This window comes from Paracoccus wurundjeri, assembly GCF_030678915.1.
Classification (GTDB): Bacteria; Pseudomonadota; Alphaproteobacteria; order Rhodobacterales; family Rhodobacteraceae; genus Paracoccus; species Paracoccus onubensis_A.
Genome location: NZ_JAUUTZ010000013.1, coordinates 72424 through 91223, shown reverse-complemented (window position 1 = coordinate 91223; position 18800 = coordinate 72424). Strand labels below are relative to the sequence as shown.

The following is an 18800-nucleotide window of genomic DNA, read 5'->3' as shown; positions in this document are numbered from 1 at the left end:
CGAAGAACCGTCAAACGATATTGTCTGTGCTATGCCCCGTGCCCGGAATCAAGGGCCGCAGGCCCGCCGGGCAGCGCCCGACCGCCCGGATGGGCGGGCGCTTTGGTGACGTTGTCCTGCGGGCCGGGCGTCGTTCGGGGTTGCGCCATAAAACGCGAGCCACAACTGCCACTGCGCCCACCCGCGGTCAGGCGCTGCCCGGCTATGGCGAGAGTCCGGGGCGCGGGCGATTTGTTCCTTAACCCAGATAGGTGCGGAGTCCCGGCGGGGGATCGTCCAGCAAGGGTCCGGTCGGCACAGGCGCATGAGCGATGCCACCCTCGATCAGGATCGTCCGGGGGGCGAAACTGCGGGCATCCCTGGGATCATGGGTGACCATCAGCACGGTTGCCCGGGTTTCGCCCGCGATGCGGGCCACAAGTTGCAGCATCTCGGATTTCAGGGCCGGACCCAGCGCCGCGAATGGCTCGTCCAGCAATAGCAATGGGCGGGCGCGCAGCAGGATCCGGGCAAGCGCGACACGGCTTTGCTGCCCGCCCGACAGGCTGGCGGGGCGGCGGCGCTCCATGCCCGACAGGCCGACCTCGGCCAGTGCATGGCTCACTTGCGCCTGTTGATCGCGGTCAAGGCGCAGATCGGGGCGCAGGCCCAGCCCGACATTCTGCGCCACGCTCAGATGCGGAAACAGGTTCTGGTCCTGAAACAGAAACGAAACCGGCCGCTGACCGGGGGGAATGGCGGTGATGTCCTGTCCATCCCACAGGATCCGGCCGTTATTCGGGGCAAGGAAACCGCCAATCAGCGACAGCAGCGTGGATTTTCCCGAACCCGACGCCCCGATCACCGCCATATGCGCAGCGGCAGGGACGGTCAGATCCGCGTGCAGCGAGAAATCGTCCAGAGTGACGGTGATATCGCGCAGTTCAAGCAAGGCGTCCCCCGCGGTCGAAGATCCAGAAAAGCGCGAAACTGATCAGCATCAGCAGGATGGCGCAGGCGGCGGCATCCTCCATCCGGTAGGAATTCATCAGCTGATAAAGTTTCAGTGGCAAAGTCGGCTGCTCCTGCGCGAAAAGCGTGATGACGCCAAGATCGCCCATCGCCAGCGCGGCGGCCAGACCTCCGGCAAAGCCCAATGGGCGGGCAAGGCGCGGCAGGGTCAGGTAACGCAGCCGCGCAGTCCCGCGCATATCCAGTGATGCGGCCAGCCGCCCGTAATCCGCCCGCAGGATCCGCGCGGCAGGGATCAGGGCGCGAAGCCCGAATGGCAGCGCCATGATCGCGTTGATCGCCACCGTGACCGGCAGGGCAAGCGTCTGGGGTGCGAACCAGCCGCGCAGCAGGATGAACAGCCCGGTCCCCAGAACCAGCGGCGATGCGACGATGGGCAGCATCCCGGCGCTTTCGATCCAGCGGGAATTGCCGCGCGCGACCGCCAGCGCAAGTATCAGCGAAAGCGTCAGGGCCAGAAACGCGGAACAGATTGCCATGACGATTGAACGTGCGGCGGCGCTCCAGACTTCGGTGGGCAGGGCCGCGATGCGGGGCAGCCCGTTCGCGGTGACGGACAGGATCGGCCATAGCAGGAAAACCGCCGCCAGCAGGATGGCAAGCGTATCCGCGCCACGTCTCCAGCCGCGCGGGCCGTGCGGGGTATGGGTTTCCTGCATCCCGGCGCCGAACGCGGCGGGGATGGTGATCCGGAAGGCCAGTGTCATGGCGCCAAGGCTAAGCGCGATCTGCACCAGCCCCAGCATTGCTGCCCGTCCGAGATCGAAATCGAAGCGGAAAGCCTGATAGATGGCCAGTTCGACGGTGGTGGCGGATGGCCCGCCGCCCAGTGTCAGGGCCACGGCAAAGGATGTCAGGCAGACAAGGAACACCGCCAGCCAGACCCCCGGCAAAACGGCGCGTAGCATCGGCAGTTCCAGATGCCGCAACCTGTCGCGGGGCGTGAAACCAAGGCTTTCGGCAAGACGGAACCGTTCGGCCGGGATGGCCTGCCAGCCTTGCAGGATCAGCCGGACCGACAGCGGCAGGTTAAAGAACACATGCGCAAGGATCACCCCCTGCCAGCCGTAAATGCTGATCTCGGGCAGGCCAAGCAGGCGCAACCCGTCATTGAGCGCGCCGTTCCGGCCAAAGACCGAGATCAGTCCCATGATCGCCACGATCACCGGCAGGATGAAGGGCGCACCCAGTAATGTCACCAAAGCCGCGCGACCACGAAACCGCCGCCGCGCCAATGCCCGCGCAACCGGAATCGCAAGCAGCGCCGACAGGATTGCCGAGACGACCGCCTGCCACAGCGTGAACCGCACCGCCTGCCAGTCCCACGGGCCAAGGCCGGACAAGCCGCGCGCCTGCCATGCTACGGCGGCCAATGTGCCAAGGATCAAAGTGGCAAGCAGGGTGGCGATTATCGCTCCGGCGGGATGGCGGCGGATCATCGGATGTGCCCGCGAATGAGTTCTGCGGCAGCCGGGGGTGTCGCTTGTCGCCGGGCGGTTCTCCAACCGATGGCGGGGAATGCGGAAATCCCGGGCGGTTCGAGCGAGGAAGAGGTGAGAGCGGTTTCGGTCGGTGGCGGCATGCGCAGATATAGCCGGATCGTCCTGAACCGATCATGCCGTGCCAGAGATCGCGTCCGGCAGCGCGGCAGGGGATTTTGCATCCCCCGCACCCCCTGCAAGGTATTTGAACAAAGAAGAAATATGACGGAGGGGGAGCGTTTCGGAGCGATCCGGCTATAAAATCCATTAAGGTTAAAGATGTGTTTCATGTGAAAAATCAAAAACTTTCGGATTTTGATGCGGGATCGCCGGGGTTGGGGGAGCGACGATTGCCTGAATATCGTGATACGGCTGCGACCGATCCTAGCGCGAAAAGGCTTGGAGCCATTCCTCGAGCGCGGGTTTGCGCAGGGCCTCGGCCTCGTCCTCGGAATAGAACAGGGTCTTTTCGGGGCGCGGCAGATCGCGCATGACCTGCGGCCATTCGTCCAGAGGCAGTTTCGCGGGCATGGACCAGTTGGCAAGCGGGATCGTGCTTTGGAATTCCGGGGTCAGGATCCAGTCCATGAATTGCTGCGCAAGTTCCGGCTGATCGGTCGATGCCACCTGCGCGGCCAGTTCGGCCATCAGGTAATGGCCTTCCGGGAAGATCGCGGCATGTTTAGTCCGGTCGTCCTCGGCCTCGATATGATAGGCGGGCGAGGTGGTGTAGGACATGACCATATCCGCCTCTCCGTCGGTGAACATGCCATAGGATTCCGACCAGCCCTTGGTCACGGTCAGCACCTTGGGGGCCAGCTTCGCCCATGCTTCGGGCGCGTCGTCGCCATAGACCGATTTCACCCACAAGAGCAGCGCCAGACCCGAGATGCCCGCGCGCGGATCCTGTATCACGATCTTCAGATCGTCGGGCGCGTTCAGAAGCTCGTCGAAACTCGCGGGCGGATTTTCCAGCCGGGTTTCGTCATAGACGAAGGCGGTTTCGCCCCAGTTATAGGGCAGGAAAATATCGTCATCCCATTCGACCGGCACAGAAAGATCGGATGTATCCTGCCCATGTGGCGCGAACAGTCCCGAGGCGCGGGCGCGGGCGGTCACATCGGTATTCAGCCCGAAGACGATATCGGCCTCCGTGCCTTCGCCCTCCATCAGGATGCGGGGCAGGATGTCGCCGGTGACGAATTTCAGATCGCAATCGCAGAACGCCTCGAAACCTTCCTCGATCTTCGGGCCGGGGCCCCATTCGCTGGCGATGTAATCTCCGGCATAGACGGTCAGCACCGGCTTGTCCTGTGCGAAGGCCGGGCTTGCCAGCAGCAGGGCTGATGTTGTCAGGACTGTTTTCATCGCGGCGACTCCTTGGTGATTTTCACGAAAGAAAGGAGCGCGAAACCTTCCCTCCGCCGGTCCTAGCCGGATCAGGTTCAACGGGTCCGCGGTCGCGTCTCAGCCGATAACGGCTCCCCGAGGTATCGGACAAATGTAATGGACGGGAGGCGTTTCGCAAGGCGAAAGCGCAGAGGACCGGTTTTATCCAAGCGAGCCTGCCATTGCCCGGCTGGCCTGCGATCCTTGATCCCGGGCGGGTAATAACGGCTGTCAGGCAAGGGAAAGTCGCATCGCTGGCGATACACGCCGCAGCATTCCCGAAGCGCCGGCAAAACGGCACTTCAACCCGAAGCCAATCCCCTCTAGAAACGCTAGCACGCAGTTTCAGCAGGTGGCAATGAACGATCAGCCCACACCGATGATGGCGCAATATCTGGCGATCCGGGATGCGAATCCGGGGGCGCTGCTGTTCTATCGCATGGGTGATTTCTACGAGATGTTCTTTGACGATGCCGTGCAGGCCGCGAGCGCATTGGATATCGCCCTGACCAAGCGTGGCACCCATCAGGGCGAGCCGATTCCGATGTGCGGCGTGCCGGTTCATGCCGCCGAAAGCTATCTGCTGACGCTGATCCGCAAGGGGTTCCGCGTCGCCATCGCCGAGCAGATGGAAGACCCGGCCGAGGCGAAGAAACGCGGGTCGAAATCGGTGGTGGCCCGCGATGTGGTGCGGCTGGTCACGCCGGGAACCCTGACCGAGGAATCCCTGCTGGAAGCGCGGCGGCACAATTTCCTTGCCGCTTTTTCGCAGGTGCGCGACGAGAGCGCGCTGGCATGGGTGGATATCTCGACCGGGGCGTTTCAGGTGATGGAATGTCCGGTCAGCCGTCTGTCACCCGAACTGGCGCGGCTTGCGCCCCGTGAATTGCTGGCGGCGGATGGCGCGGGGCTTGATGAACTTGCCGCCGATGCGGGCGCGGCACTGACCGATCTGCATGCCAGCGCATTCGATTCCACGGCGGCGCAGCGCCGGTTGTGCCAGCTTTACGGGGTTGAGACGCTGGACGGGTTCGGCAGCTTCTCGCGCCCGGAACTGTCGGCGATGGGCGCGATTGTCGATTATCTCGATATGACGCAGCGGGGGAAATTGCCTTTGCTGCGACCGCCTTCCCGCGAACGGATAGGCGGCGCGGTGCAGATCGATGCGGCGACGCGCCGGAATCTGGAACTGACGCAGGCATTGTCGGGCGGGCGCGATGGCTCGCTTCTGCATGCGATCGACCGGACGGTAACGGCGGCGGGCGGGCGGCTGCTTGAACGGCGCATCTCGGCGCCGTCCCGCGACCTGCACCTGATCCATGCGCGGCAGCAGGCGGTGGCGGATCTGGTCGAGGATCCGCGCCTGTCCGCCGATCTGCGAGAGGCTTTGGCGCGGGTGCCGGATATGGACCGTGCGCTGTCCCGGCTTGCGCTGGAACGGGGCGGGCCGCGCGATCTGGCCGCGATCCGGGCCGGGCTGGCGCAGGGCGCCGCGATTGCCGGGCTTTTGCCCGATGACGCGGCGCAGGTGCTGCGGGATTCCGCCGGCGATCTGACCGGCCATGATGGGTTGATCGATCTTCTGGACGATGCGCTTGTGGCAGAGCCCCCCCTGTTGGCCCGCGATGGCGGTTTCGTCGCCTCCGGATATGACGAGGATCTGGACCAGACCCGCCGCCTGCGTGACGAAGGGCGCGGGGTCATCGCCGGGATGCAGGCGGATTACGCCGAAAAGGCCGGGGTCTCCAGCCTGAAGATCAAGCATAACAACGTGCTGGGCTATTTCATCGAAACCACCGCGACCCATGCCGAAAGGATGATGAAACCGCCGCTGTCGGAGACATTCATTCACCGGCAGACCACCGCGAACCAGATCCGTTTCACCACGGTCGAGCTTTCCGAACTGGAAACCCGTATCCTGAATGCCCGCGACCGGGCGCTTGAGATCGAACGCCGGATTTTCGACCGGCTGCGGGCTGCGGTGCTAGAGAAATCGGCGCAGATCGGGCAGGCGGCGCGGGCCCTGGCCGAGATCGACCTTGCCAGTGGTTTCGCCGATATCGCCAGTGGTGAAGGCTGGACGCGGCCTCGCGTGGATGACAGCCGCGCCTTTATTGTCGAAGGCGGGCGGCATCCGGTGGTCGAGCGGGCGTTGAAACGGCAATCGGAAAGTTTCGTCGCCAATGATTGCGAGTTGACCGAAGGCGATACTCCGGCGATCTGGCTGCTGACCGGCCCGAACATGGCCGGGAAATCGACCTTCCTGCGTCAGAACGCCCTGATCGCGGTTCTGGCTCAGGCGGGGGCGTATGTGCCCGCGCGGCGCGCCCATATCGGCATGGTTAGTCAGTTGTTCAGCCGTGTGGGTGCGGCGGACGATCTGGCGCGGGGGCGGTCGACCTTCATGGTCGAGATGGTGGAAACCGCTGCGATTCTGAATCAGGCCGACGATCATGCGCTTGTCATTCTTGATGAAATCGGGCGCGGCACAGCGACATGGGACGGGCTTTCTATCGCCTGGGCAGTGATGGAGCATCTGCACGAGGTTAACCGCTGCCGTGCCCTGTTCGCCACCCATTATCACGAGATGACCGCCCTGACCGCGCGGCTGGATGGTGTCGAGAACGCGACGGTTGCGGTCCGCGAATGGGAAGGCGACGTGATCTTCCTGCACGAGGTGCGCAAGGGCGCCGCCGACCGCAGCTATGGGGTTCAGGTGGCGCGGCTGGCCGGGCTGCCCGCATCGGTGGTCGAACGGGCGCGCGAGGTGCTGGATGCGCTGGAATCGGGCGAGCGTGAAGGCGCGGCGAAACCCGCCGCCCTGATCGACGATCTGCCGCTGTTCCGCGCGGCACCACCGGCGGCTGCCCCTGCCGTTTCCGGGAAATCGCCGCTGGATGAGCGGTTGAAGGATGTGCATCCCGACGGGCTCAGCCCGCGCGAGGCGCTTGACCTGATCTATGAACTCAAGGCTTTGGGAGATGCGTCATGAGCTATAACACCTTTGGCCGCGAATTCCGGTTCACCACATGGGGTGAAAGCCACGGCCCCGCGTTGGGCGTGACGGTCGACGGGGTGCCGCCCCGGGTGGAGCTGGACGAGGCATATATCCAGCAATTTCTCGACCGCCGCCGTCCGGGCACATCGAAACACACCACGCAGCGGAAAGAGCCGGATCAGGTGCGTATCCTTTCGGGCGTGTTCGAAGGCCAGACAACCGGCACCCCGATTCAGTTGATGATCGAGAACACCGATCAAAGATCAAAGGATTATGGGGATATCGCCACCAGTTTTCGTCCCGGCCATGCCGATATCGCCTATCATCTGAAATACGGGATCCGGGATTATCGCGGCGGCGGCCGTTCAAGCGCGCGCGAAACTGCCGCCCGGGTCGCGGCCGGAGGCGTGGCGCAGGCAGTGTTGCGGCATCTGCTGCCCGACCTGAAGATCACCGGTTACATGGTGCAGATGGGCGAGATGCGGCTGAACCGCGACCGTTTCGATCCTGCGGCGATTCCGGGGAACCCGTTCTTCCTGCCCGACGCCTCTGCCGTGGATGCATGGTCCGGTTATCTTGACGGTATCCGCAAGAGTCAGAACAGCGTCGGCGCGGCGGTGGAATTGCTGATCGAAGGCTGCCCGCCGGGTCTTGGCGCGCCGGTCTATGCCAAGCTGGATACCGATCTGGCGGCGGCGATGATGTCGATCAATGCCGTGAAAGGTGTCGAGATCGGCGAGGGCATGGCGGCGGCCAGCCTGACCGGGACCGCGAATGCCGATGAAATCCGCATGGGCAACCACGGCCCCCGGTTTCAGTCCAATCATGCGGGGGGGATTCTTGGCGGTATCTCGACCGGGCAGGACATCGTCTTGCGTTTCTCGGTCAAACCGACCAGCTCTATCACCACGCCGCGCAAGACGATCAACCGGATGGGCGGGGAAATCGACCTGATCACCAAGGGTCGTCATGATCCTTGCGTCGGTATCCGCGCGGTCCCCGTGGCCGAGGCGATGGCGGCCTGCGTTCTGCTGGATCATCTGTTGATGGACCGGGCGCAGACGGGTGGGGTTCGGGGCGAGATCGGGTAGTCTTCGCAGACAGGTGCCGACCGGATATGGTTTCGCGCCGGGCCTGAAACCGGACGCATCCGGCATCATCCATCCCAAAGCTCGTCTTCGGGGCCGGGGACTGGTAGTGGCCCTTTGGCAAGGCGACCCGCCTGCGCCCGCATGGGAACATTCCGGGCAGCCAGAACGGGATTGCACATCACCGCCGGATCCGTCGCTTCCGCAAGCGCTGTGAGGAACCGCGACAAGCCTTCCAGCCCTTGGCATATTGCATCGGCCTGCTGCAAATCCGGGATTTCTTCGGCGTTTGCAGACAGGATCACCCGTCCGATGACGCGGTCCAGAACGGCAAGCTCTTCGGTCAGGCGTCGTGCTTCCGCCGAAGCACGGCCAAGAACCGCCTGCAGCGGCTCGCTCTGATCAGGGATGATATCAAATGAATTCACGTCAATTTACCCGTTACCTTTTCGATACAACCCAGCAACTGCTCTTTGGTGAAGGGCTTGGCGATGAAATTGTTCATCCCCGCCTTTTGCCCGCGCAGGATCGTTTCGCGGCTGGCGGTGCCGGTGATCAGGATAAAGCCGATCCTCTGCGTGCTTTTGTTGCTGCGCAGCGCCTCCAGCAGGGCAAGACCGTCCATGCCCGGCATGTTGTAATCCGATATCACCAGATGAACCGGCGAAGCTGCGAGTTTCTGAAACGCGGTCTTGCCATCCGCTTCATATTGCACATTCGGGATTTTGGCCCAATCCAGCGCCTGTTCTATCAAGGCGCGGCTGACAGTCATGTCATCCACCACCATTACATGCAATTGCGATTTCAAAGGCATCTCATTCTCCTTCAGGGCGATTAGGTGGCAGAGTGCCATTACGGCGGAATTGTGTCGTTCCGGTGGGATCGAACAGACCAGCTGCCGGGCCATCCAGCCGTTCGGAATGGCCGATGAACAGCGCGCCGCCATTCCCGATTTGCCGGGCGAATCTGCACCACAGCCTGCGCCGGGCAGGGGCATCGAAATAGATCACGGCATTGCGGCAGAATATGACGTTGAACTGGCCGGAAAACGGCCAGTCGTCATGAAGATTCAGTTCGGCGAACCGAATGATCGCACGCAGGTCAGAATTTGCCGTGTATTGCTCGCCTTCCCGCCGGAAGAACCGCAACAGACGTTTCGCGCCAAGCGGGTGCAATGCCTGCGCGGCGTATCGCCCCGCTTCCGCTTGCGCCACCATCGCGGGATCGATATCGGTGGCGAGAATGCGCAGATCATGACGCGCGGCATCCGGAAACAGGTCAAGCAGCGTCATCGCGATCGAATATGCCTCTTCCCCCGAGGCACAGGCGGCGGACCACAGGCGAATCCGTTCGCCCGCCCGAGCCGCATCGACAAGCGGAGGCAGAATCTCGGTGGCAAGCGCGTCGAAATGATGCGCCTCGCGGAAAAACGCGGTGACATTGGTCGTGACGGCCGACAGCAGATGCCGCCGCTCCTCGATCCCATCGGTGCCCTCCAGCCGCTGGCAATATGCGCCGTAATCGCGCAGATTAAGCGAGCGTAACCGCCGGTTGAGACGTGCTGCCAGAAGGCTGCGCTTTGCCGTTGTCAGGACGATGCCGCTATCTTGGCGGACGATCCGGGCCAGCCTGTCGAACTGGCGGTCGGACAGGGCCGGCGCTTCGATCATCTGTAACGCGCTCATGCGGTTTCTTCCCGGGCAATGGGCAGAACCTGGGACAGATCGATCTTTCGAAGGATCTGGCCATCGTCGAATGTGATCATGCCGGTGATGAATTCGCGCGCATGCGTCAGGGCGATGTCGGGAACGGGTTGAATACTCCCGTCATTGACCGTGACGATATCCGACACGAGATCGGCCAGCAGCCCGACCACGCGCTCTTCATGCATTGCAATGATGACCACATGTCGCTGCGACGGCGTGGTGGCGCCAAAGCCCAGCCGGGCTGAAAGATCGACCACGGTCACGACAGAGCCGCGCAGGTTGATCACCCCTTTCACGTAATCGGGCGCATGCGGCAGGGTCGTCGTGGGTGACCAGCCGCGAATTTCCCGCACCAGACCGATATCTATGCAGAAATCCTGCTCTGCCAGCTTGAAGGCAACGACGTCGCTTTTTCCGACAGTATTATGTGACATTGACTGAAGCATGATTCATCCCTGTGCTGCTGCGGCCGGGACTGCCCTGTCGTGATCGCCGGACGATGTCCGGACGACCTCTTCGGGGTCGATGATGAGGGCGATCTTGCCGTCGCCAAGGATGGTCGCGGCCGACACCCCCGGCACATGCCCGTAATTCTCTTCAAGACTTTTGATGACGACCTGGCGTTGATCGATGATGCCATCCACCAGCAAGGCGGATCGTTTCTGATTGTCGGCCTCGATCACGATCAGGACGCCGCCTTCGATCGTCGCGGGGCTGTCACGCAATCCGAACTCTCCGGCCAGATCGATGATGGGTATCAGATCGCCGCGATTGGACAGAAGCCGGCCATCCTGCCCGACACCATGCAGTATCGATGGATTGGCCCGCATCGTTTCCTGAACCGCGTTGATCGGCAGAACCATCGTTTCACCGCAAAGCTGAATCAGCATTCCTTCAAGAACGGCCAGGGTCAGCGGCAAGGCGATCGAGAATGTTGTGCCCTGCCCGATTTCCGAGTGGATCATCACGCGACCGCCAAGATCCATGATCTCGCGCCGGACGACATCCAGCCCGACGCCACGCCCGGATAAAGCCGAGACTTCGGTCTTCGATGAAAAGCCCGGCATGAACAGAAGCTGATCGATCTCTGCCGGGTTCAGGGACGCGCCGGGCGCGATCAACCCCCGTTCTTCGGCGATTTCACGCACTTTCGGCCGATTGATCCCGCCGCCATCATCCGAAACCTCGATCTGGACCCGGCCAGAGCGATGGGCGGCCGAAAGGGTGATCCGGCCTTCCGCGGGTTTTCCGCGCGCCTGCCGTGTTTCGCCGTCTTCCAGACCGTGATCCACCGAATTGCGGATCATATGGGTCAGGGGATCGATCAGCCGCTCGATCATGGTCTTGTCCACCTCGGTCTCTTCTCCGACGGTGATCAGACTGACCTGTTTGCCGGTCGCGTCGGCGGCTTCGCGGACGATGCGATGCATGCGCTGGAACACCAGCTTCAGCGGCTGCGCGCGGATCGCCATGACGCTTTCCTGAATGTCGCCGGCAAGCTGGCCGATGGCGTCTAGGCCCGCAAGGACATCGGGATCCTCGCTCATCCCGGCGGTCTGGATAACCTGCGCGAGCATCGCCTCTTTGATGACGAGCTCGCCGATCATGTTCATCAGCCGGTCCACCCGTGCGAGGCTGACCCGGATCGTCGCACCGGAATCGCCGCCGGGTGCAGCGGGTCTTGATGGCTTGGCGGAATCGGTCTGAGCGGGCTCCGGCGGGTTGATCTGCGCGGGTTCGGGAATGTCCCCGGGCGCGGAATCGGAGATCTCGTCCGGTTCCGGGGGGCCATCCGGTTCTGCTGTCAGCGGGGTCACGTGAAGCTCGCAGCAATCCTCGACGAATTCGAAAATCTCGGCGATCTCATCGGCGGGGCAATCCGTGTGCAGGACGATCGTCCACCGGAGTTGCGGCTGATCTTCCGACCAGTCCGACAGGGGCGGAACGAAATCGGAATCCACCCGGATCTCTGCCTCGCCCAGTTTCGCCAGGGCAAGGAACAGGGCCGCCGGCTCGTTCCCGGACCGGTAAAGATCGCCATCGGGAATGAAATGAATGTTGAACCCGGCCTGACCGGCAAGCCCGGGCTGGGGATCTTCGCCATCCAGAGCGCCGATATCGATGACCATCGGCGTGAACTCTATCGCGTCATCATCCCCGCCATCGGCCATGATCCGGTCAAGCTCTGTCAGCAATGCCTCGCGCTGAGCGTGGTCCGGCTCGGAGGATTGACGCGCTGCCGTCACCAGATCGGCAAGGCAATCCGACGACCGGTGCATGATGGACATCAATGCCGGATCCGCTTCCAGCCTGTCCGAGCGCAGCAGATCAAGGACGGTTTCGAACCGATGCGCGAATGTAACCAGATCGTTCAGCCCGAATGCGGCGGCACCGCCTTTGATCGAATGGACGGCACGGAAGACGGCATGGACCGTTTCCTTGTCATATCCGGGCTGGTCCATTTGACGAAGGCCGTTTGCAAGCCCTTCCAGAAGTTCGCCGCATTCGTCGAAGAACATTTCCTGGATTTCGTCCATCTCGGCCATTTGCTACCTCCCCAGCACCCTGTTGATGATTGCAATCAGCCTGGCATCCTTGAACGGTTTGACGATCCAGGCGGTGGCGCCCGCGCGGCGTGCCCGCGCCTTGAGATCGGCCCCGCTTTCCGTTGTCAGGACAAGGATCGGAACATCCGAATAGCGGTCGTCGGCGCGAACCGTTTCGATAACCCTGAACCCGTCCATTCGCGGCATGTTGATGTCGGTGATGATCAGATCGGGCTGAGCTTCCTGCAGGGATTCGATCCCGCTCACCCCGTCAGAGGCAAGAACCACTTCGAATCCGGCGCCGCGAAGCGCCTTGGCGACCAGCGCGCGTATGGTCGGCGAATCGTCGATCGCGAGAATGCGTATTGTCATTGCCCTGCCTCACCCGTCAGCATCTCTACAGATGCGCCGATACGATTCAGCGCCTGCATCGCGTCTTCGGACCAGTTGCGAAATTCGATTTCCATTCCGTCCGCCTGCCATTGATGTCGCGCGGCGATCAGCATTTCGAACGCGATCGTGCCCAGTTTCCGGACAGAGCCCGCATCCAGCACGATCGCGGCGCCGCGAAGGGCCAGAAGTTTCGGGGAAAGTTCCGCTACTGCCCTTCGGTCAAGCGTTTCGGGCAAGGTCAAAATGGTCACGGCAACTCCTTTCGAGGCGATGACCCGATTCCTAGCAGCGGGGATTTAACAAATGGTTGCGCGGAATCGCTTTCATCCGGATGCGACACCGGCAGGTATTCCTTAATCTTTCGCCCGTAATCTCATCCGCATCGCAACAGGAGTCCGAATGTGGGTTTTACGACTGCATGGCATCGAATCCGTCCGGATCCTGATTCCGGCACAGGACCGGCCGGTCTTATGCCGGCCCGGTTACGCTGCGCCTGCGGGACGCTGCGCCGTCATGGGCGAATCACACCAGAACATCAGGCCCGAGAAAGACGATTTCGGCCGAATAAGTGTCAGTAAATATTTGAGGAATCTCATGTTACGGAACGTGAAAATTGGAACGCAGATCTTCATATGCTTCGGCATTATCCTGACTTTGGTCATCGCTTTCGGATTGATTGCGGGCGGTCAGTTGCAACGCATGCACTACCTGCAGCAGGCAGATATGCAGATCGACCGGTTTGCCGAGACGGGTGAAGCGCCATCGCTGTCGCAGTCTTTTGCGCCGTATGCCTCTGAACGGCAGGCGGCACTGGATGAAGGGCGTGCGGCGCTTCACCGTGGCATGCTGATCACGATCATGGCCGGGATTGCCGCGATTGCGTTATGTGGCGGCATGCTTGCCGCGATGCTGGGTCTGTCGATCTCGCGGCAGATTTCCCGCATTGTCACGCAGGCCCGGTGCCTTGCGGATAATGATATGTCGATCGAAATCACCGGGCTTGAAGGCGGAAACGAGCTGGCGCAACTGTCCCGGGCGCTGCGGAAATTCAGGGATAATATGCAGGCGCGCAGCAGGCTGAGTGACGAGATTCTTGCAAGGGAAGCAAAGGCAAACAGCAACCGCGAAACCGAGCGGCAGGCGCAGGCCCGGGTTGTCGGAGAGATCGGCGCGGGCCTGAACCGGCTGGCGAATGGCGATCTGACCGAGGCGATCCCCAGCCCCGAACAGGATCCCTTTCCCGCCGAATATGAGGCGCTGCGTGAAGCTTATAACAGTGTGGTCCTGATATTGTCGGGCGCGCTTTCGCGGTTCTCGGATGTAGCGGATCAGGTTCGTGGCGGATCGGCGGAAATCACCTCGGCTGCCGAGGATCTGTCCAGCCGTGCCGAGACCCAGGCCGCGACGCTTGAACAATCGGCAGCGGCGCTGAACGAATTGACCGAAAGCGTAAGGTCGACGGCGATTCGGGCCAAGAATGCCGAGAATGCAAGTCTCGAGAACCGGAAAATCGCGGAAAGCGGCGCGTCGGTCGTGCGCGAGGCGGTCGAAGCGATGAAGGGAATCGAGAAATCCTCGGATCAGATCACCAGAATTATCGGCGTGATCGACGACATCGCCTTCCAGACCAATTTGCTGGCACTGAATGCGGGGGTCGAGGCCGCCCGGGCCGGCGAAGCCGGGCGCGGTTTCGCGGTTGTCGCCTCGGAGGTTCGCGGACTGGCGCAGCGTGCATCCGAATCCGCGCGTGAGATCAAGACATTGATCTCTAAAAGCGCCACGCAGGTCGAGGCGGGTTCCGCCCTGGTCGACCGGACAGGCGAGTGTCTGGAACAGATCCTGCACAAGGCTCTGGATGTGTCCGATCAGATTTCCGCAATCGCGATCGCGGCAAGCGAACAATCGACCGGGCTGGGAGAGATCACGGTAGGCGTCAATCAGCTGGATCAGGTGACTCAGCAAAACGCGGCCGTGGCCGAGTCGACAAACGCCGTGGCGGTGTCGCTTGTGCAGCGCGCGGATGATCTGATGCGCGAATTCGCACGGTTCAGCATTGGTGAGACATCGGATCCCGATGGTTTGGAAGAGACGGAGCCGGATATGGAAATGACTGCCGATATCGCACCGGTCGCGCTGGTTGCCGCGATGGGTGGCGCGCCAGCAGGCAACGCCCGATTCCAAGAATTCTGATCTGCGCAATCCCGACATGAGAGCCGATCATCGCCCCGCGCGTTCCCGTACGTGCGGGGCAATACGTTATGTCAGCCGGAAGTTGCGTTCAATTGTATCGAATTGAATCCGCATCCTTCAGGATGCCTGCCTCCGGGTAACGAAATCTTAGAGATCCGGGGTCAGGATGGGGACATGAGCCAATCTTACCTGGGCAATGATTCTGAAATGACAGCCGCAACGACATTCATCATCGACGGAGCACTTGCGCCAAGTGACGCCGCTCAGGTTCTCGATGATCTGAGAACCTGGCTTGCTTTCAAACATGGCGGCACGCTGGATATCGTGCCCGTGCCGACGCATCCGCTGCTGCCGACCCAACCCGCGATCCAACTGCTTTTCGCCGCCATTCGGGAACTGGGAAATCAGGGTGTCCCGGCGGACCGGGTCACGTCCCGGGTTCGGGAAATATGCAGCCGCCTGGGTCAGGCGGAACTGGTCGGCAACCACAAACCGGAGGGCCGAAATGGCTAAGACCGTATTGATAATAGATGACAGCAAGGCGATCCGTGACATGGTTTCGTTCACGCTTCAGCCTCATGGTTATCAGATCGTCACCGCTGCGGATGGGGCAGAGGGGCTGAGCAAGCTTCGGTCGGATCATCCCGCCCTGATCATCACGGATCTGAACATGCCGGTGATGAACGGCATCGAGTTCATTCGCAATGCGCGGCAAGACGCGGCCGGCGCCGGCATTCCGATTGTCATGCTGACAACCGAAACCAAGCCGGAGCTGAAGGCAGAGGGCAAGTCCGCCGGGGCAACCGGCTGGATCAACAAACCTTTCGACGCCGAAATGCTGTTGACCGTGGCCAAGAAACTGGCGGGGTAAGTCATGGATGACATCAATCCCGCAATCGGCGCTTTCGTTCAGGAGGCGCAGGAGATTCTTGAGGGTCTCGAAGATCTGTTGCTGGATCTGGAAGATCGCTCGGATCCCGAACAGATAGATGCCGTGTTCCGGACCTTGCATACCGTCAAGGGCTCGGGCGCGATGTTCGGCTTCGGTACGCTTGCGCGATTCACGCATCATTTCGAGGATGCGTTTGATCGTATTCGCGCAGGCCGGTTATCTATAGACGGCCGGCTGATCGACCTGTCATTGCGGGCGCGGGACCATATGATCGCGCTGTTGAATTGTGGCGGCGATGGCCCGCAGGCGACCGCGCTGGAAGAGTCGCCCGAAGCGATAGCCTTGCTTGCCGCGCTGTTCGAAATTACCGGTGCCGAGGTGTCCAGGGCGACAGGCGGCAACGCAGCTGCGGAAGCAACGTCGCCGGTTCAGCAACATGGAGCCTTGCGACGCTGGCTGATCCGTTTCGTGCCCGAGGTGAACGCCCTGCGAAACGGGATGCGTCCCGATCTGCTGCTCGAAGAGCTTGGCGGTCTTGGGCAGGTCGATATCTCAGCCGATATTGCGGCGCTTCCGGGGATGGACGAGCTTGAACCGACAAGGGGATATCTGGGCTGGACCGCCACACTTGAAACCGATCAGCCCAAAAGCGCGATCGAGGCCGTGTTCATCTTTGCCGACGATGCCGAGCTTGCAATCACCGAAGAGATGATTGCGCCTCCGCCGAAAGTCGATCCCGAGAGTTCCGAAGATGAGCCGCCATCCGGCAAGGTCAAGGAGAAATCCGGCGAAAGCGTTCGTGTTCCTGCTGTGAAGCTTGACGAAATCATGGATCAACTGGGCGAACTGGTGATTGCTCAGGCCCGGCTGTCTCAGATGGCGTCGGCGGATGCCGAGTTGGAATCGGTGGTCGAAGAGATCGAAAGACTGGTGACCGGCCTGCGCGATGCGACCCTGTCAATCCGGATGCTGCCGATCGAGATCGTATTCGGCAAGTTCCGCCGGGTCGTACGGGACCTGTCTACCGAACTGGGCAAGGTCGTGACCCTGATCACCGAAGGCGGTGAAACCGAGATCGACAAGACGGTCATTGACCGCCTGTCCGAGCCGCTGGTTCATATGATCCGCAACAGCATGGATCACGGAATCGAAAGCGCCGAAGCGCGTGCGGCGGCAGGCAAGCCTTCGCGTGGAACCGTCCGCCTGTCCGCGCGACAGGAAGGTGGAGAGGTTCTGATCACGATCGAGGATGACGGCGCCGGGCTTGATGCCGAGGCCATTCGTTTCAAGGCGATCGAGCGCGGCCTGCTTTCATCCGAAGCCCAGCCGACGGAAAGCGAGCTTTTTCAGTTGATCTTTGCGCCGGGCTTCTCGACCGCCAAGCAGGTTTCAAGCGTGTCCGGCCGCGGCGTCGGGATGGATGCGGTGCGGTCCACGGTGGACGCGTTGCGTGGCTCTATCGAGGTTGCGTCCCGACGTGGGACCGGCACGCGGGTTACGCTTCGGTTACCGGTGACCCTGGCGATCATCGACGGGTTGCTGGTGCGTCTGGGCAATGCGGTATTCGTCATCCCGCTTGCCGCAGTCGAGGAATGCGTCGAGCTGGATGCGGCCGAGCGTGAACGCGAATCAGGCCGGACGATGTTGTGTATCCGCGAACATCTGGTGCCGTTCCTTGATCTTGACGAGGTGTTCGGCTGGTCGCCGAGCGTTGAAAGCCCGCGGCGTGTGGTGATCGTGAAATTCGACGGTCAGCGTCTTGGGCTGGTGGTCGATGATATTCTTGGTCAAAACCAGACGGTCATCAAAACATTCAGCCAATATCATCGGGATGTTCCGGGTTTCGCCGGCGCAACGATCCTGGGGGACGGTTCGGTCGCATTGATCATCGATGTGGCGACCCTGGCCCGCCGGGCGCTTGCCGAACGGGCCGAACGGAAACCGGCAGCATAAGGAATGCAAATGACCAAAGCCTCTTGTCAGTCGTCGTCATATGAAATGGTCCTGATCTTCCGGCTTTCCGGTGAAGCATTTGCCATCTCGGTCAGCCGGGTCCACGAGATTCTTGATCCGATCCCCGTAACCGAAGTGCCGAATGCGTCCGCCTTCGCGCCTGCGCTGGTCAATGTGCGCGGCGCCATCGTTCCGCTTATCGATATCCGCCAGCGTCTTCGCATGCAGCCGGAGAGGCCAAGCAATTCAACCAGGCTGGTCGTTCTCGAGCTACCCGTTGCCGGAATCCCCACGCGGCTTGCCATCATGACCGATGCCGTCGAGGAGGTGGCGGAAACCGATATCTCTGCGCTCGAGCCGATCCCGGATCTGGGATCACGCTGGCCCGAGCAATATGTCAGCGGCGTGATCCGGCACGGAAGCGATCTGGCGATATTTCTGGATACTGAAAATCTGTTTTGTCCCGATCCCGAAAGGGTCGCGCAAAGCTGAACACGGATACTGTCATGCGTTTGACGATAAAAGCCGGATTTGCGGAAATATCCGCCGCGCGGTTTTCGAATCCGCTGGCCGTCATTGCATCTTTTTTTGACCATCTTGCCGCCAGGAGCCGCGATCATGCCCGAATTGCAAAGCGAAACCTCATCATTATCCCCGGATCAGTGGGCGGATGCCGGTGACAGCGTCAGGGGCGCCGAGCCGCAGACTTATGTCACATTCGAGCTCGCCGGGCAGATTTTTGCGGTGGAGGTCGGCACCGTCCGGGAAATTCTTGACCTTCAGCCGATCTCGCGCCTGCCGAATGCACCTGCCGATCTGCTGGGAATGATCGATGTTCGCGGTCAGGGAATCGCGGTCATAGATCTGCTCAGCCATCTTGGCCTTGGCCATCCCGTGTCCAGGGATGAAGGGCGGATCGTTGTCTTTGAACTTGATGCGGATAGCAGAAAACCGGTCGGAGTTATCGCCGACCGGGTTCTGAGCGTCGTTGCCATCGCCGATTCCGAGATCGAGCCCGCGCCGATGACGATGGTGCGCTGGAACGCGGCTGCAATGACCGGTGTGGCGCGGGTCGATGGTCAGCTGATCATGATGCTTGCCCTTGATCGCTTGTTCAAAGGCGATGCCACCGGGCCATTTGATTTCGATTGAT

Annotated in this window: 18 protein-coding genes and 1 riboswitch; of the genes, 8 read left to right on the top strand and 10 right to left on the bottom strand. The window is 61.6% G+C overall.

Translation table 11 applies throughout. From position 1 onward, the window contains the following. Positions 1-238: 238 nt before the first annotated feature. The 3 genes from Q0601_RS14160 to Q0601_RS14150 all read right to left on the bottom strand — a co-directional run bounded on the left by Q0601_RS14160 (position 239) and on the right by Q0601_RS14150 (position 3860). Positions 239-931, bottom strand: coding sequence for a thiamine ABC transporter ATP-binding protein (locus tag Q0601_RS14160; RefSeq protein ID WP_305290504.1), 693 nt, complete (start codon positions 929-931; stop codon positions 239-241). After that, entirely contained in the window at positions 924-2450 is a 1527-nt protein-coding gene (locus Q0601_RS14155; RefSeq protein ID WP_305290503.1) for a thiamine/thiamine pyrophosphate ABC transporter permease ThiP, read from the bottom strand. Before Q0601_RS14155 ends, Q0601_RS14160 begins: the two co-directional genes overlap by 8 nt. 426 nt (positions 2451-2876) lie before the next feature. Beyond that, positions 2877-3860, bottom strand: coding sequence for a thiamine ABC transporter substrate-binding protein (locus Q0601_RS14150; protein WP_305290502.1), 984 nt, complete (start codon positions 3858-3860; stop codon positions 2877-2879). Between the two features lie 31 nt (positions 3861-3891). Continuing rightward, a riboswitch (TPP riboswitch) is annotated at positions 3892-3990 on the bottom strand. Positions 3991-4239: 249 nt separating this feature from the next. Between Q0601_RS14150 and mutS the strand changes: the two genes are divergently transcribed. Together mutS and aroC are read left to right on the top strand one after the other, a co-directional pair. Further along, entirely contained in the window at positions 4240-6873 is a 2634-nt protein-coding gene (gene mutS / locus Q0601_RS14145) for a DNA mismatch repair protein MutS (RefSeq protein ID WP_305290501.1), read from the top strand. Then, on the top strand, positions 6870-7970 hold the full coding sequence (gene aroC / locus Q0601_RS14140) for a chorismate synthase (protein WP_305290500.1): 1101 nt from the start codon (positions 6870-6872) through the stop codon (positions 7968-7970). Before mutS ends, aroC begins: the two co-directional genes overlap by 4 nt. Before the next feature lie 65 nt (positions 7971-8035). On the opposite strand, the gene Q0601_RS14135 is transcribed toward aroC, so the two are convergent. Genes Q0601_RS14135 through Q0601_RS14105 form a run of 7 tightly spaced genes read right to left on the bottom strand, consistent with a single transcriptional unit; the run spans position 8036 to position 12863 of the window. Next, positions 8036-8395: a hypothetical protein gene (locus Q0601_RS14135; protein WP_305290499.1), complete on the bottom strand. Its 360-nt coding sequence runs from the start codon at positions 8393-8395 to the stop codon at positions 8036-8038. Beyond that, entirely contained in the window at positions 8392-8781 is a 390-nt protein-coding gene (locus Q0601_RS14130; protein ID WP_305290498.1) for a response regulator, read from the bottom strand. Before Q0601_RS14130 ends, Q0601_RS14135 begins: the two co-directional genes overlap by 4 nt. A gap of 1 nt (position 8782) precedes the next feature. Beyond that, entirely contained in the window at positions 8783-9652 is an 870-nt protein-coding gene (locus Q0601_RS14125; protein WP_305290497.1) for a CheR family methyltransferase, read from the bottom strand. Continuing rightward, positions 9649-10107: a chemotaxis protein CheW gene (locus Q0601_RS14120; RefSeq protein ID WP_305290496.1), complete on the bottom strand. Its 459-nt coding sequence runs from the start codon at positions 10105-10107 to the stop codon at positions 9649-9651. The genes Q0601_RS14125 and Q0601_RS14120 overlap by 4 nt, the downstream gene beginning before the upstream one ends. Before the next feature lie 15 nt (positions 10108-10122). After that, positions 10123-12219, bottom strand: a complete 2097-nt coding sequence (locus tag Q0601_RS14115) for a chemotaxis protein CheA (protein WP_305290495.1) — start codon at positions 12217-12219, stop codon at positions 10123-10125. Positions 12220-12222: 3 nt separating this feature from the next. After that, a complete protein-coding gene (locus Q0601_RS14110) occupies positions 12223-12591 on the bottom strand; it encodes a response regulator (RefSeq protein ID WP_305290494.1) in 369 nt (122 codons plus the stop codon). Beyond that, complete coding sequence (locus Q0601_RS14105; RefSeq protein ID WP_305290493.1) at positions 12588-12863, bottom strand: STAS domain-containing protein; 276 nt, start codon at positions 12861-12863, stop codon at positions 12588-12590. The genes Q0601_RS14110 and Q0601_RS14105 overlap by 4 nt, the downstream gene beginning before the upstream one ends. Positions 12864-13206: 343 nt before the next feature. On the opposite strand from Q0601_RS14105, the gene Q0601_RS14100 reads away from it, so the two are divergent. The 6 genes from Q0601_RS14100 to Q0601_RS14075 all read left to right on the top strand — a co-directional run bounded on the left by Q0601_RS14100 (position 13207) and on the right by Q0601_RS14075 (position 18799). Further along, positions 13207-14802, top strand: coding sequence for a methyl-accepting chemotaxis protein (locus Q0601_RS14100; protein ID WP_305290492.1), 1596 nt, complete (start codon positions 13207-13209; stop codon positions 14800-14802). A gap of 174 nt (positions 14803-14976) precedes the next feature. After that, positions 14977-15315, top strand: a complete 339-nt coding sequence (locus Q0601_RS14095; protein ID WP_305290491.1) for a hypothetical protein — start codon at positions 14977-14979, stop codon at positions 15313-15315. Continuing rightward, positions 15308-15673, top strand: a complete 366-nt coding sequence (locus Q0601_RS14090; protein WP_305290490.1) for a response regulator — start codon at positions 15308-15310, stop codon at positions 15671-15673. The genes Q0601_RS14095 and Q0601_RS14090 overlap by 8 nt, the downstream gene beginning before the upstream one ends. Before the next feature lie 3 nt (positions 15674-15676). Continuing rightward, positions 15677-17647 carry a chemotaxis protein CheA gene (locus Q0601_RS14085; RefSeq protein WP_305290489.1) on the top strand — a complete coding sequence of 657 codons (1971 nt, stop codon included), beginning with the start codon at positions 15677-15679 and terminating at the stop codon, positions 17645-17647. A gap of 9 nt (positions 17648-17656) precedes the next feature. Next, the gene (locus Q0601_RS14080; RefSeq protein WP_305290488.1) at positions 17657-18139 is read left to right on the top strand and encodes a chemotaxis protein CheW; all 483 of its coding nucleotides are present in this window, start codon (positions 17657-17659) and stop codon (positions 18137-18139) included. A 126-nt stretch (positions 18140-18265) separates the two neighbouring features. Beyond that, positions 18266-18799, top strand: coding sequence for a chemotaxis protein CheW (locus tag Q0601_RS14075; protein ID WP_305290487.1), 534 nt, complete (start codon positions 18266-18268; stop codon positions 18797-18799). The last annotated feature ends 1 nt before the right edge of the window (position 18800 follow it).